Source organism: Limnohabitans sp., assembly GCF_040400975.1.
In the GTDB taxonomy this organism is placed as follows: Bacteria; Pseudomonadota; Gammaproteobacteria; order Burkholderiales; family Burkholderiaceae_C; genus Limnohabitans_A.
Genome location: NZ_JBBAPF010000004.1, coordinates 1 through 13806, shown reverse-complemented (window position 1 = coordinate 13806; position 13806 = coordinate 1). Strand labels below are relative to the sequence as shown.

The following is a 13806-nucleotide window of genomic DNA, read 5'->3' as shown; positions in this document are numbered from 1 at the left end:
CCAACAGGCCAGACATGTTTCCCTTTGCCCGCCCCCACTACACCTCTGACACCACCCAGTTTCTGGCCCAACTCAAAGTCGAGCACCCAGAACTGGAAGCCCAGCAACGCCAAGGCCGCGCTTTGTTGTGGGACACCGGCATGGACGCTCAGTTCCAAGCACAAGCCCAAGCGGCACGCGTCGCCCAACAGCCTTACGTTTACCAAACCAAGGCTTGATCCAGCCCCACTCCGGCATGAGCACGGCATTACCCGATCTCGAATCAGCCCCTGAGGGCGTGGACTCGGCCTTGCCCTTGGTGGTAGACAACGTGGCGGTGGCCCGTCTGTATGGAGAGCCCTTGTTCTCCATGCCGCGGGATTTGTACATCCCGCCGGACGCATTGGAAGTTTTTCTAGAGGCCTTTGAAGGGCCACTGGATTTATTGCTCTATTTGATTCGCAAGCAAAACTTCAACATCCTGGACATTCCCATGGCGGGTGTGACGCGCCAGTACCTGAGTTATGTGGACGAGATCCGCCAACGCAACCTCGAGCTGGCTGCCGAGTACCTGTTGATGGCGGCGATGCTGATCGAGATCAAATCCCGCATGCTCTTGCCGCCCAAGCGTGCAGCAGAGGGCGAAGAAGCCGAAGACCCCCGCGCAGAATTGGTCCGTCGCCTGCTCGAATACGAGCAAATGAAACTGGCTTCCATGCAGCTGAATGCGATCCCGCAATATGGCCGTGATTTTTTAAACACCCAGGTTCACATCGAACAAAGCCTGCAACCTCGCTTTCCCGATGTGAGCATGGACGAGCTGCAATCGGCTTGGCGCGACATTCTGAAACGTGCCAACCTGGTGCAACACCACAAAATCAGCCGCGAAGAACTCAGCGTCCGCGAACACATGAGCATCGTGCTCAGGCACCTGCAGGGCCGCAAGTTTGTCGAATTTGAAAATCTGTTTGACCCCAGCTTGGGAACCCCTGTTTTGGTGGTCACCTTCATTGCCCTGTTGGAATTGGCCAAAGAGACCTTGATCGAGATCACCCAAGCCGAAGCTTTTGCCCCCATTTACGTCCGCCTGGCCTACACGCCCCAGTGAACGTGTCACACCCGTGGCTCCGAAAGCACCCTTCATGACTTCCTCCACCGCCACCCCCTACGGCACACTCCCCCCCGCCTCGCCTGTGGCCACGCGCAAACCTGTCAGTCTGCCGCGCCTGAACGAGATGCGCGAACGCGTTGAAAAAATCACCATGCTCACCGCCTACGACGCCACCTTTGCAGCGGTCGCTGACGCTGCAGGTGTGGACTGTATTTTGGTGGGAGACTCCTTGGGCATGGCTGCTTATGTGCGCGCCGTCAAAGACGGCAGCTTTCCTGACAACGCATTGCACGCCTGGTAAGGTCTATTTCTCTCATGCTCATCGCCCGATCGATTGCCGAACTGCGCCAACACCTGGTCACCAGCCAATGCCCCGCCTTTGTGCCCACCATGGGCAACTTGCATGCCGGCCACATCAAGCTCATCGAGCGGGCACGTCCGCAAGGCGACCTGACTGTCGCCAGCATCTTTGTCAACCGTCTACAATTTTTGCCGCACGAAGACTTTGACAGTTACCCCCGCACCTGGGAGGCCGACTGCGCCAAGCTCGAAGCGGCGGGCTGCGACCTGGTGTTCGCGCCGCGAGAAACGGACTTGTACCCGCAACCACAGACGGTCAAGGTGCAGGCCGATCCAGCCTTGGGTGACATCTTGGAAGGCGAATTCAGACCCGGATTTTTCACCGGTGTGTCCACCGTCGTCATGAAACTGTTCTCCAGCGTGTTTGCGGGCAAAGCCCAAGGCGTGGCAGTTTTTGGCAAGAAGGATTACCAACAACTCATGGTGATCCGCCAAATGGTGGCCCAATTCGCCCTGCCCATCGAGGTGATCGGGGTGGACACTTGCCGTGCCGAGGACGGTTTGGCCTTGAGTTCACGCAATGGCTACTTGAGTGAGAGCGAACGCGCCGAAGCGCTGCAACTGTCACTGGCCCTGCGCGCACTGGGCCGCGACGCCCTGGCCGCTGCCGATGCACTGGTCCAGCATTTGCCCGCGCTGGAGGACAGGGCCATGCAAGGTCTGCGTCAACGCGGCTGGCAACCTGACTACCTGACGGTGCGCCGCCGACACGACCTGCAAGCGCCGCAAGCAGGTGATCCCTTGGTGGTCTTAGGTGCTGCCAAATTGGGCAACACCCGGCTGATCGACAACTTCGAGATCTGATCCCTCTCGCCAATGGCTTCAGTGGCTGCGGCCGCTTCTGAACATGCCGTGGGTTTTGCGGCTGAGCACGCCCTGCGCAGCCAACTTGTTCATGGACGGGCTGGCGTGGGCATGGGTGATGGCCATGCCCAAGGCATCTGCCGCGTCTTGCCGTGGCACCACGGGCAACTGCAACAAGCGCTTCACCATCTCCTGGATTTGTGATTTGGCAGCACGGCCGTGACCGGTGACGGACTGCTTCATTTGCAAGGCGGTGTACTCGGCCACAGGCAGGCCACAGGACACCAGTGCCGTGACACAACAACCACGGGCCTGCCCCAGCAGCAAAGTCGCTTGCGGGTTGATGTTGACGAACACGATCTCGACCGAGGCTACATCGGGTTGGTAGCGTTCGCTGATTTCTCGGATGCCGTCATAAATGACCTTGAGTCGCGCGGGCAGGTTCCCCATTTCCTCGCGGGTGGTCTCTATCACGCCACTGGCCACATAGCTCAAGCGCGAGCCGGTGATGTCGATCACGCCAAAGCCCGTGGTTTGCAAGCCAGGATCGATGCCCAAAATGCGCAGGGTTGGGGGCGCTGTGGTGGTCAAACTCATGGCAAGACCACGCTGTTCATGCGGGCCACAATGGTCTCGGCGCGTTGCGCCAAATAAGGCGACTGCGGCAACTTTTCAAAGTAGCGCGGACGCGGCAACATGACCGCCAAACGCGCGGACTCCCAAGCGCTCAATTGAGCCGCGCTTTTGCGAAAGTAATGTTGGGCGGCGGCTTCGATGCCAAAGACGCCCTCGCCCCATTCCACTTGGTTCAAGTAAATTTCCAGAATGCGGCTTTTGCTTAAAAAGGCCTCAAGTGTCAGCGTAATGAGGGCCTCCTGTGCCTTGCGTACCAAGGTGCGCTCGCCAGATAAAAAAAGGTTTTTGGCCAATTGTTGGGTGATGGTCGATCCGCCAACGATCTTCACGGTGACGGGCTTTTCGGGTTGCCGCTGGGCGCGTTTTTCGGCTTGGGCTTTGGCCTTGGCATTTTTCTCCCACGCGCTTTCCAGAGATTGCCACCAAATGCCTTGGTGTTGGGTGAATGCGGCATCTTCTGAGGCCAGCACAGCCCGCTGCATTTTGGTGCTCACAGCACTCAGACTCACCAGCTCTTGACGCCAGGGAAGTTGACCGTCTCGCATGAAGATTTGCCACGCTTGGGAACGTTGAAAAGCCGTGGATTCGGGCATGACCCATGGCATGCTCAACACGCGCAGCACAAAAAAGAGCTGAAGGCCCACAAAGGCCAAGAGCAAGAGCAACAACCACCGTCCGAATGCGCGCATGGCTCAGGCTCTTTCGCTGGGCTTAGGCAGGCAAATCCTGCGGACTGTCGCTCAAATCCACCGCGATGGTCACAGGGCCTGCGGGCAAATTATCTTCGTCGTCTGCTTCATCGCTCTCGGCTGCAAGCCCGTCCAGGGCAACATCTGCGTCCAAATGAGCCAACACCGTGCCTCGCACATCCAAGGCCATGAGATCGACCTCGGCCAGCTTGACCCGCACCCGCGCGCCTCTGGGCAAAGATTGAGCGCCCATGACGCTGAACATCAACGGCAAGGTGTCGGCGCGCACCAGCCAAGAGCCGCCACCCATTTCCTTGACCAGGCTGGCGTCCAGCTCTTCGATGCCGTGCTGCTGCACATGGCGCAGCGTCCAGTAACGCTCCATGCTGGACTGCACGCTGTTGTAGGCGCTGTAGGCGGCATCGAAGCCGCTGATGATGGAAAACAACTCGGCATCTTTGGGCTTGAAGGGCGCGGCCAGTGCAGCGGTGGCGCCATGCTTGGCGCAAGCGATGATTTGCCACTGGTTGACCAAGTCGGTGTAGCGGCGCAGCGGTGAGGTGCTCCAGGCGTAGCTGGGCACGCCAATGCCGGCGTGCGGCAGCGCCTTGGTGCCCATGCGCACCTTGACGCCTGGCGCCAGACTGGCCTGGCTGCGGTAAATGCCGGGCACACCCAGCTGGGCCATCCACTGACCCCAGGTGCTGTTGGCCAAAATCATGGCCTCTGCCACCATCAAGTCGAGCGGCGCACCGCGTTTGCGGGTGCCGATCAGGACCGTCTCGTTGCCCGTCGGCGGCAAGTCATTGCTCTCACGCTCGAGCTTGAAGCTGTAGTCCGGGCGGTTGAAGTTTTCAGGCTTGCCGCGCACCACTTCGCGCCGCGCTTTCAGGGTTTGCGCCAGACGCCAGTAAAACGCCAGGGTGTCGCGGCTCACCGGCACATCGGCGTGGTCGCTCTGGTCTTCGCCCTCCAGCCATTCGCGGGTGATGCGGTCATCCAGCTGGTCATGGCGCAGGTTGACCAAGATCGGCACGCGCTCTAGACGTGTCTGGGCGCTTTGCACCTCCAGCGTGTCTTCGCTGAAGGTGACGTACAGCGACACCGCTGGGCAGTCGCGCCCCTCGATCAGGGTGTAGGCCTGCACCACGCTGTCGGGGAGCATGGTGATTTTGTAGCCGGGCATGTAGACGGTGGACAGGCGGGCGCGGCCCAGCTGATCGATGGCGCTGCCGGGGCTCAAGGCCAGGCCGGGTGCGGCGATATGGATGCCCACGGTGACCGTGCCCGTGCCCAGACCTTGCAGCGACAGGGCATCGTCGATCTCGGTGGTGTGCGAGTCGTCAATCGAAAACGCCTGCACAGGGGCCAGCGGCAAATCGTCGGTGATGGCCGGTGCTTGCAAGGGGGGAAAGCCCGTGCCCTTGGGGAACAGGTCAAACAAGAAACGCTGCCAATGGAAATCCCAAGGCGAGGCGATGGCCCCCGCGTTTTGCAGCAAGTCCAAAGGCGCGGTCTGGCTGCCTTTGCTGGCCTCGACCACGGCCTTGTATTCGGGCGTGTTCTTGTCGGGGCGAAACAGAATTTTGTAAAGCTGCTCGCGGATGGGCTGAGGGCAAGTGCCGGCCACCAGATCGGCCGACCAGGCCTCGATCTGGGCTTGGACCTGCTTTTTCTTTTCGATGGCCAGCAAGGCCTGCTGCACGATTTCGGCCGGGGCTTTGCGAAAGCGCCCCTTGGCACCGCCCCGGCGGAAGTAATGCGGGGCTTCGTGCAAGCGCAGCAAGGCCGCCACCTGCTCGGTGGTGCTGGCGTTGGCGCTGAAATAGTCTTTGGCCAAGTCGCCAAAGCCGAACTCTTCGTCCGGAGCACACTCGTAGGCCAGCTCCAACTCGATGGTTTGGCCCAAGGCGGCGGCATCACTCAGCAAAGCGGCGGGGGCCGGTTTGTCGAACTTCAGCATCATGTGGGCCGTTTTGACCTTGACCCGTTTGCCGGAGTCGAGTTCGACCTGCGCAGAGGCCTCGGCTTCGGACATGATCCGACCGGCCATGAATTTGCCGGCATCTTCAAATAATACGTACATGGCGGGATTTTCCCATGCCACCTGTCCAATCCTGGGCAAGGACTCAGGCCAAGCGCAAAAATTCAAGGATTTGCGGCAAGTGGTCTTCAAAATCACTCAGGGCGTGATCGCCGCCCTCGATCAGGCGCACCTGCCCGGCCTGGTGGCGGGCCAGCATTTCGCGCCAGTCCAGCACCTCGTCGCCCTTGGCGATCAAGGCCAACGTAGCGGGCCGGGTTGGTGAGGGCTGACTTTCGAGTACTTTGAGCTCTTGCACATAAGCCGGCTCGAAGAAGATGGTTTGCGAAGGGTCTTGCCAGACCGGGTGCTCGCCAATGTAACGCGCCAGATCGCGAGAGGGGTGCACGGCCGGATTGATCAGCACCGCGGGGATAGCCAGGTGCACCGAGAGCCAAGCCGCGTAAAAGCCGCCGAGCGAAGATCCCATGACCGCCATCTGCCCACGCGGCCAGGTGGCAATGCCCTCCAGCAACAGGTCCATGGCTTGGGCGGGCGAAGCGGGCAACTGCGGGCACCACCAGGTCACACCGGGGTGCAGGGTCTGCACCCGCTTGGCCATGATTTGGGCCTTGGCCGACTGCGGCGAAGACCTGAAGCCGTGCAAGTAGAGCAAATGGGTGGTGCGCAAGGGGCTTCAGATTTCGATTTTGGAGCCCAGCTCGACCACCGCATTGGTGGGCAGGTTCAAAAACGCGGCCGCGCCGCTGGCGTTGTGGTGCATTTGGGCAAACAGCTTTTCACGCCAAGTGGACATACCGCCACCGATGGTCGGAATCACAATGTCGCGCGACAAGAAATAACTGGTCATCATCGGGTCCAAGCGGTCACCGCTGTCACCGATGTTGGCCAATGCCGACGGCAGATCCGGGTTGTCCTTGAAGCCATAGTTGACGATGACTTGCCAACAGTCACTGCCAAGGTCGGTGACTTCCAGACGTTGAGCCACGGGCATACGGGGAATTTCAAGGTTTTGCACCGTCACAAACAGGTTGCGCTGGTGCAAGACTTTGTTGTGCTTGAGGTTGTGGAGCAAGGCATTGGGCACCGTGCCCACTTCTGCGGTCAAGAACACAGCAGTGCCCGTTACACGGGTTGGAGGTGCCACGAAAACAGCCTCCAGAAAGTCTGTCAACTTCAGGGCATCGGAGCGCAAAGAGGCGTTGAGCAATCGGCGTCCATCGTGCCAAGTCAACATGAAAGTGAAAATCACGGCCCCCAGCATCAAGGGGAACCAGCCGCCATCCAACAACTTGAACATGTTCGAGGCCCAAAAGGCCAGATCAACCAGCAAGAAAAAACCGGTGGCTCCAATGCACAGGACCAAGGGCAGCTTCCAGGCGTGGCGAATCACAAAGAAAGTGAGCACAGTGGTGATCAGCATGTCGGTGCACACGGCAATGCCGTAGGCCGCGGCCAGGTTGCTCGACGACTTGAACATCAAGACCGCCAACACAATCGCCGCAAACAAGCTCCAGTTGACAAAGGGCATGTAAATTTGGCCCGTGTCGGTCTCGCTGGTGTGCAAGACCTGCAGGCGTGGCAAGTAACCCAGCTGAATCACCTGCTTGGTGACGCTGAAAGCCCCCGAGATCAAGGCCTGAGAAGCGATCACTGTCGCCATCGTCGCCAAGCCCACCATGGGCAACAAGGCCCAGTCAGGGGTCATCATGTAAAAGGGGTTTTTGACCGCTTCAGGTTCTGCCAACAGCAGCGCACCTTGGCCGAAATAATTGAGCGTCAAACAGGGCATGACCACCGAAAACCAGGCCAAGCGGATCGGTTTTTTGCCAAAGTGGCCCATGTCGGCATACAGGGCTTCCGCGCCGGTCACGCACAAAACCACCGCACCCAAGATGATGAAGGTGGTGCCCGGGTTGTGCCAGATGAAGCTCAGCGCGTAGTGCGGGCTGATCGCCAACAAAATTTCGGGGCGTTGAACAATGTGCAGCAGGCCCAAAGCGGCAATGGCCAAAAACCACACCAAGGTGATCGGCCCAAAAAAACGACCAATGCCCGCCGTACCGCGTTTTTGAACCCAAAACAGCACGAACAAAATGATCAGGGTCAGGGGAATGACCGATTTTTTGAAGGTCGGCGAGATGATCTCCAAACCTTCAACCGCGGACAACACCGAAATGGCCGGTGTGATCACGCCATCGCCATAAAACAGACAAGTGCCAAAGATGCCCACCATCAAGAGCACTTTGCGCAACTGCGGCTGGTCTTTGACCGACTGCGAGGCCAAAGCCAACATGGCCACCAAGCCGCCTTCACCGTGGTTGTCGGCTCGGAGCACCAGAACCACATACTTCAAGGACACGATGGTGGTCAGTGTCCAGAAAAAAATGGAGAGGATGCCGTAGACGTTGTCTGGCGTGAAGGGCACATGGCCAGAACCGAAAACCTCTTTCATGGCGTACAGCACGCTGGTGCCGATGTCGCCATAAACCACACCAATGGCCCCCAGTGTCAGGGCGGTGAGGGAGGACTTTGTAGAAGACATAAATAAGCCCGATAAATCGGGCTGAGACTCAGGTGGGCGCTATTTTGCTCTCAATCACTGGGGGCTGTCTCGGGCAGAATAAAAAATGTTGCAGTGCAGCAACTCTTCAGCTTCAGCCGAGACGCTGACCACCCCAAACTTCAGTCGTAAACCTCGGCCTCGGGGTCTGTGGCTTCCAGCTCGTAGCTGGCCGCCAGCATGGCCAAACGGCCGATCACGCCATACATGTAAAAACGGTTGGGCACACTGGCCCCGGGTTTCACGCCCGGTTGGGGCAAGTGTGGGGTGTCTGCAAATGCCAAGGGCACGAAGCTCGCACCCGGGGCGTTGAGGTTCTCGTCCACACCGCGTTCGGCATGCACCCGGTAAAAACCGCCCACCACGTAGCGGTCCATCATGTAGACCACCGGCTCGGCCACGGCGTCATTGATGCGCTCATTGGTCAAAACGCCTTCTTGAATGATGACGTCGTTCACCGTCTGCCCGTCCTTGATGACGTTCATCTTGTTGCGGGTCTTGCGGTTCAAGGCGTCCAAATCGGCCACATCGCGCACCGTCATGATGCCCATGCCATACGTGCCGTTGTCGGCCTTGACGACCACAAACGGCTTTTCGTTGATGCCGTATTCCTTGTATTTGCGTTTGATTTTGGTCAAGAGCGCATCGACATTGCTGCGCAGACAGTCCATGCCGGTGCCTTCGGCAAAGTTCACATCGCCGCACTGGCTGAACATCGGGTTGATGAGCCAAGGGTCAATGCCCAGCAGCTTGCCAAATCGCTTGGCCACTTCTTCGTAGCTTTGGAAGTGCTTGGTCTTGCGCCGTACGCTCCAGCCCGCGTGCAAAGGTGGCAGCAAGAACTGCTCGTGCAGCTCTTCCAAAATGCCCGGTGCACCCGCCGACAAGTCGTTGTTGAGCAAGATGGTGCAGGGGTCAAAGTCTTTCAGACCCAAGCGGTGTTGGCTGCGCACCACCGGCTCCAGGGTCACGCTCTCGCCGTTGGGCAGCTCGATGGTGGTGCTTTCCTTGATCTCGGGGTTGATCGAGCCCAGGCGCACATTCAGGCCTGCCATGTGGAAGATGCGCTGCAGCTGGACCACGTTGGCCAAGTAAAAGGTGTTGCGGGTGTGGTTTTCGGGAATGATCAAGAGGTTTTTGGCCTCGGGGCAGATCTTCTCGATGGCCGCTTGCGCCGCCTGCACCGCCAACGGGAGCATTTCGGGCGTCAGGTTGTTCCAGCCGCCGGGGTAGAGGTTGGTGTCCACCGGGGCCAGCTTGAAGCCCGCGTTGCGGATATCGACCGAGGTGTAAAACGGGGGCGTGTGCTCCATCCACTCCAGGCGAAACCAGCGCTCGATGGCAGGCATCGAGTCGAGGATGCGCTGTTCCAGCTCATTGATGGGGCCAGTCAAGGCGGTGACGAGGTGGGGGACCATGGGCGACCTTTAAGGGGCTTGGTTAACAAAAACAAAATTCATATGAGGCCAAAGCCTGGCTTTGCAAGCATCAGGCACGCACTTCACCTTCGCCCAGCACCACGTACTTGAGCGAGGTCAGGCCTTCGATGCCCACCGGGCCTCGGGCGTGGAACTTGTCAGTGCTGATGCCGATCTCAGCGCCCAGTCCATATTCGAAACCATCGGCAAAACGGGTGCTGGCATTGACCATGACGCTGGCGGAGTCGACCTCACGCAAAAAGCGCTGAGCGTGCATGTGGTCGCGGGTCAGGATGGCGTCGGTGTGGTGGCTGCTGTAGTGGTTGATGTGGGCAATGGCTTCGTCCAAGCCTGCGACCACCTTGACGCTGATGATGGGGGCGAGGTATTCCTCGAACCAATCTTGCTCGGTGGCATCTTTCAAATGGGCCCCGATCACCTGGCTCAAAATGGCCTTGGATTCAGGGCAGCAACGCATCTCCACGCCTTTGGCAGCGTACACCGCGCCGATTTTGGGCAAGAAATCGGCTGCCACACCCCGAGCCACCAACAAGCTCTCACTGGCGTTGCAGGGGCTGTACTTGTGGGTTTTGGCGTTGTCAGCCACCCTCACAGCCATGTCACTGTCGCACGGATCGTCCACATAGGTGTGGCAATTGCCATCCAGATGCTTGATGACGGGCACCTTGGCCTCGGCGCTGATGCGCTCGATCAGCCCCTTGCCACCGCGCGGAATGACCACATCCACAAATTGCGGCATGGTGATGAGCCGCCCTACAGCGGCGCGGTCGGTGGTTTGCACCAATTGAACCGCTTCGACAGGCAAGCCGCTGTCGGTCAGGGCTTGCTGCACCAGCTCGGCCAGGGCTTTGTTCGACTCAATGGCCTCGGAGCCGCCACGCAAAATACAGGCGTTACCGCTCTTGATGGACAGGCTGGCCGCTTCGATGGTCACGTTGGGGCGGCTTTCATAAATCATCCCAAATACGCCAATTGGCACCCGCATCTGGCCCACGCGGATGCCGCTGGGCACCTGCTTCATGCCGATGATCTCGCCAATCACGTCGGGCATGGCCGCCAATTGCTCGCAGCCTTGGGCACAGGTCTCCAAGACCTTGGGAGTGAGTTTCAGGCGGTCCACCATGGGCTCAGCCAGCCCGGCAGCGCGGGCGCGCTCCAGGTCTTTGGCGTTGTCCATTTGCAGGACATCGGTGTTCTCGCGCAACAAAGCAGCCAAACGGCGCAAAGCCGCATTCTTGGTGGCTGCGGAGGCCTTGGCCATCAGAGCCGACGCTTTTTTGGCTTGCTGGCCCAAGGCCTGCATGTGTGAAGCGGTGTTCAATTCGGTCATGGGCACATTTTCGCAGATGCAGATACGGATGGAGGTGGGTCTCAACGCACCATGCAAAAACGCGAAAAACGCAGGGCCAAGCGCTGCAATGCTTGCCAAGGATCGGTAGGCCAATCGGGCACTTTCAATCCTTTGACGATGCCATCGACCTGGTGGGCTGCCAATAGCAAGCCCGTCAAACGCGCCTCGGTCATGCGGGGCAACACGCGCTCGAACAGACGTTCCCGTCCCCCCCAAACACGCTGTTCGCGCAGCGCCATGGGCAGGGGCTTGCCCGCCACCATGGCGTCCTTCACACGTTTCAAAGCGCGAATGTCCTCGGCGATGGTGTAGTGCACCAACACGGCCGCCTCACCCTCTGCCTGCAAACCATCGAGCATGCGCTGCACCCGGGCGACTTGGCCGGACAGCACCGACTCGGACAACTTGAAGACATCGTAACGGGCCACATTGACCACCGCCGCCTCAACTTGAGATTGGCTGATGTCGCCCCGTGGGTAAAGCAGCCCCAATTTTTGAATTTCCTGAAAGGCGGCCAACAAATTGCCTTCGACCCGATCTGCAAAAAACTGCAGGGTCCGTTGCCCCTCTTCACCCGCTGCCACGTTTTGACCCTGCATTTGCAGGCGCTGTGCGATCCATTGGGGCAAGGCGCTGCGCTCAATCGGATCGATCTGAACAGAAACACCAAAATTCTCAAGGGCGCCAAACCAAGCCCCTTTGCGGGTAGCGGCATCGAGGCGAGGCAGGCTGATCAAGGTGAGCGTGCTGTCATTGCCTTGTGTGGATGCGGCCAACTGCTGCAAAGCGGCACTGCCATCCTTGCCCGGTTTGCCGGAAGGGATGCGCACTTCCACGATTTGTTTGTCGGCAAACAAGCTGAGCGACCCCCCTGCAGCCAAGACCTCACTCCAATCAAAATGCGCACCGGAGACGGTGTGCACGCTGCGCTCGGTATAGCCCTGAAGCCGGGCCGCCGCCCGGATGGTATCGGCGGCTTCTTGCTGCAGCAAAGGTTCATCGCCGTGCAGCACATACAGGCTGCGCAAAGCTTTTTGCACCTGTGCCGACAGCTGGGAGGATGCCAGTTGCATAAGGGTCAGGGCTTGTGCGCAGACTCAGCGACCGGCTTGGACGGCAGCTTGACCATCGCCAAACGCCGCATGATCTGCTGCACGATGTCGGTTTGCATGTCACGGTACATCAAGCCTTGCTCGATTTCTTTGGACAAAGCGGCCGTTTCCGTGAAGCTCAAATCTCGCTGCTGCGCCAATTCCACCACATCGATCAAATTCACACCATCGGGGGTGCGCAAGCCAAACCTGACACGCAAACGCAGTTGCAATTCACGCACCTGGCCCAGGGCATTGATGCCCACCACCACCTGCTGACGCTCTTCACCCAAGATGTCCAAAATGGCATCGGCTTTGAGCATTTGCGCGGGCTCGCTCCACACCTCGATGCGGCCAGTGCCCAGCAAATTGCGGCGCAACTCCACACCCAAAGGTGAACTGATGGAAAAATTGGCGAACAAGGTCTTGAACGGGTAATTCCCCACACTGCGCAGCTGAAAACCACATGCCGACAGTCCTGCGGTCAGAGGCACGGCCCATAAGCCTTGCAAAAAATAGCGGCGCGGGGTGATCATGGACAAACCGATTCAAACCACCATATTGACCAAGCGACCAGGCACCACGATGACCTTCTTGGGCGCTGCACCTGCAGCTTGTTTGACGAAAGCTTCATGGCCCAAGGCAGCGGCCTCGATCTGTGCTTTGTCTGCCGATGCAGGCACCAGAATGGACCCGCGCAGCTTGCCGTTGATCTGCAGCATCAGCTCGATCTGGTCTCGCTCCAAGGCCGACTCGTCCACGGTGGGCCAGGGTGCATCGAGCAACTCGCCGACAGCCTTGGCGTAGCCCAGTTGCTGCCAGATTTCGTCGGTGATGTGCGGGCAAGCGGGGTAGAGCATGCGCATCAAGAGGGAGACGCCTTCGCACAGGGCGGCGGTGTCGCCCTCTTTGAAAGGCCCACTGCCTTCGGGCTTGAAATCTTCCAGCGCGTTGAGCAGCTTCATGCAACCGGACACCACCGTGTTGTATTGCATGCGCTCATAGTCGTACCCCACTTGCTTGAGCACCAGGTGCATCTCGCGGCGCAAGGCCTTGGCCGAATCGCCCAAAGCGGCCCGGCTCAGGTCCTGGCCCGTGGCCAAGCGCAGCAGTGCGTGGTGCTTGAATGCGAAATTCCAGACCCGGCGCAAAAAGCGGTAGCTGCCTTCCACGGCCGAGTCGTTCCACTCCAGCGTCACTTCAGGTGGCGCAGTGAACATGGTGTACAGACGGGCCGTGTCAGCACCGTATTTTTCAATCAGGTCTTGCGGGTCCACGCCGTTGTTCTTGGACTTGGACATGGTGCCCACGCCTTCGTAATCGATGTGGGTGCCCACAGGCAGGCGACCATCACCGCTTTCGGCTTCGTTTTTCAGCTTGGCACCAATGACCTTGCCCGATTCGTCGAGCACGTGCTCAACATCGTGCGGCCAGAAATAGTCCTTGCCGCCCTTGGCGGTGCGGCGCGAATAAATCTGGTTGAGCACCATGCCTTGAGTGAGCAATTTGGTGAAAGGCTCATCGACCTTGACCAAACCCAGATCGCGCATGACCTTGGTCCAAAAGCGGGCGTACAAGAGGTGCAGGATGGCATGTTCGATGCCGCCGATGTATTGGTCCATGCCGCTGCCGCCCGTGGCTTTGTTCTGATCCCGCATCCAGTAATCGGTGCCATCCGCCACCATCTTCTCGGTGTTGGTCGGGTCGCAATAGCGCATGAAATACCAGGACGAATCCAC

General features: G+C 59.2%; 13 protein-coding genes and 1 pseudogene. 4 read left to right on the top strand and 10 right to left on the bottom strand.

Translation table 11 applies throughout. The features are described 5' to 3' along the window. Positions 1 to 14 precede the first annotated feature (14 nt). The 4 genes and pseudogenes from ABWQ00_RS04290 (at position 15) to panC (ending at position 2254) form a co-directional block, all read left to right on the top strand. Entirely contained in the window at positions 15 to 218 is a 204-nt protein-coding gene (locus ABWQ00_RS04290; protein WP_353237441.1) for a DUF3460 family protein, read from the top strand. Positions 219 to 235: 17 nt separating this feature from the next. Further along, entirely contained in the window at positions 236 to 1087 is an 852-nt protein-coding gene (locus ABWQ00_RS04285) for a segregation and condensation protein A (protein ID WP_353237440.1), read from the top strand. A 34-nt stretch (positions 1088 to 1121) separates the two neighbouring features. Continuing rightward, positions 1122 to 1328 (top strand): annotated as a pseudogene (locus tag ABWQ00_RS04280) (3-methyl-2-oxobutanoate hydroxymethyltransferase); the annotation flags it as partial. A 77-nt stretch (positions 1329 to 1405) separates the two neighbouring features. Further along, positions 1406 to 2254 (top strand): pantoate--beta-alanine ligase, encoded by an 849-nt coding sequence (gene panC, locus ABWQ00_RS04275; RefSeq protein WP_353237439.1) that lies wholly within the window; start codon positions 1406 to 1408, stop codon positions 2252 to 2254. Positions 2255 to 2272: 18 nt separating this feature from the next. Here the strand turns inward: panC and ruvC are convergent, their stop codons facing one another. From ruvC to ABWQ00_RS04225, 10 genes are all read right to left on the bottom strand, one after another. After that, on the bottom strand, positions 2273 to 2821 hold the full coding sequence (ruvC, locus tag ABWQ00_RS04270; RefSeq protein WP_353237543.1) for a crossover junction endodeoxyribonuclease RuvC: 549 nt from the start codon (positions 2819 to 2821) through the stop codon (positions 2273 to 2275). 26 nt (positions 2822 to 2847) lie between these two features. Further along, a complete protein-coding gene (mtgA, locus tag ABWQ00_RS04265) occupies positions 2848 to 3579 on the bottom strand; it encodes a monofunctional biosynthetic peptidoglycan transglycosylase (protein WP_353237438.1) in 732 nt (243 codons plus the stop codon). A gap of 22 nt (positions 3580 to 3601) precedes the next feature. Further along, positions 3602 to 5665 carry an RNB domain-containing ribonuclease gene (locus ABWQ00_RS04260; RefSeq protein WP_353237437.1) on the bottom strand — a complete coding sequence of 688 codons (2064 nt, stop codon included), beginning with the start codon at positions 5663 to 5665 and terminating at the stop codon, positions 3602 to 3604. Between the two features lie 43 nt (positions 5666 to 5708). Continuing rightward, positions 5709 to 6293: a YqiA/YcfP family alpha/beta fold hydrolase gene (locus tag ABWQ00_RS04255; RefSeq protein ID WP_353237436.1), complete on the bottom strand. Its 585-nt coding sequence runs from the start codon at positions 6291 to 6293 to the stop codon at positions 5709 to 5711. Positions 6294 to 6299: 6 nt separating this feature from the next. Further along, entirely contained in the window at positions 6300 to 8168 is a 1869-nt protein-coding gene (locus ABWQ00_RS04250; RefSeq protein WP_353237435.1) for a potassium transporter Kup, read from the bottom strand. A 140-nt stretch (positions 8169 to 8308) separates the two neighbouring features. Further along, on the bottom strand, positions 8309 to 9604 hold the full coding sequence (gshA, locus tag ABWQ00_RS04245; protein ID WP_353237434.1) for a glutamate--cysteine ligase: 1296 nt from the start codon (positions 9602 to 9604) through the stop codon (positions 8309 to 8311). A gap of 70 nt (positions 9605 to 9674) precedes the next feature. Further along, on the bottom strand, positions 9675 to 10955 hold the full coding sequence (locus ABWQ00_RS04240) for a glutamate-5-semialdehyde dehydrogenase (RefSeq protein ID WP_353237433.1): 1281 nt from the start codon (positions 10953 to 10955) through the stop codon (positions 9675 to 9677). Between the two features lie 41 nt (positions 10956 to 10996). After that, positions 10997 to 12049 carry a DNA polymerase III subunit delta gene (gene holA / locus ABWQ00_RS04235; protein WP_353237432.1) on the bottom strand — a complete coding sequence of 351 codons (1053 nt, stop codon included), beginning with the start codon at positions 12047 to 12049 and terminating at the stop codon, positions 10997 to 10999. 5 nt (positions 12050 to 12054) lie between these two features. Beyond that, positions 12055 to 12603, bottom strand: coding sequence for an LPS-assembly lipoprotein LptE (locus ABWQ00_RS04230; protein WP_353237431.1), 549 nt, complete (start codon positions 12601 to 12603; stop codon positions 12055 to 12057). Between the two features lie 12 nt (positions 12604 to 12615). After that, the coding region (locus ABWQ00_RS04225) for a class I tRNA ligase family protein (protein ID WP_353237430.1) at positions 12616 to 13806 on the bottom strand (1191 nt) is incomplete at its 5' end.

Bases quoted from the DNA above. Each gene is read 5' to 3' on its own strand.
- ABWQ00_RS04250 (WP_353237435.1), bottom strand. From the start codon at position 8,168: ATGTCTTCTACAAAGTCCTCCCTCACCGCCCTGACACTGGGGGCCATT.
- ABWQ00_RS04290 (WP_353237441.1), top strand. From the start codon at position 15: ATGTTTCCCTTTGCCCGCCCCCACTACACCTCTGACACCACCCAGTTT.
- panC (WP_353237439.1), top strand. From the start codon at position 1,406: ATGCTCATCGCCCGATCGATTGCCGAACTGCGCCAACACCTGGTCACC.
- ABWQ00_RS04240 (WP_353237433.1), bottom strand. From the start codon at position 10,955: ATGACCGAATTGAACACCGCTTCACACATGCAGGCCTTGGGCCAGCAA.
- holA (WP_353237432.1), bottom strand. From the start codon at position 12,049: ATGCAACTGGCATCCTCCCAGCTGTCGGCACAGGTGCAAAAAGCTTTG.
- mtgA (WP_353237438.1), bottom strand. From the start codon at position 3,579: ATGCGCGCATTCGGACGGTGGTTGTTGCTCTTGCTCTTGGCCTTTGTG.
- gshA (WP_353237434.1), bottom strand. From the start codon at position 9,604: ATGGTCCCCCACCTCGTCACCGCCTTGACTGGCCCCATCAATGAGCTG.
- ABWQ00_RS04285 (WP_353237440.1), top strand. From the start codon at position 236: ATGAGCACGGCATTACCCGATCTCGAATCAGCCCCTGAGGGCGTGGAC.
- ABWQ00_RS04260 (WP_353237437.1), bottom strand. From the start codon at position 5,665: ATGTACGTATTATTTGAAGATGCCGGCAAATTCATGGCCGGTCGGATC.
- ABWQ00_RS04230 (WP_353237431.1), bottom strand. From the start codon at position 12,603: ATGATCACCCCGCGCCGCTATTTTTTGCAAGGCTTATGGGCCGTGCCT.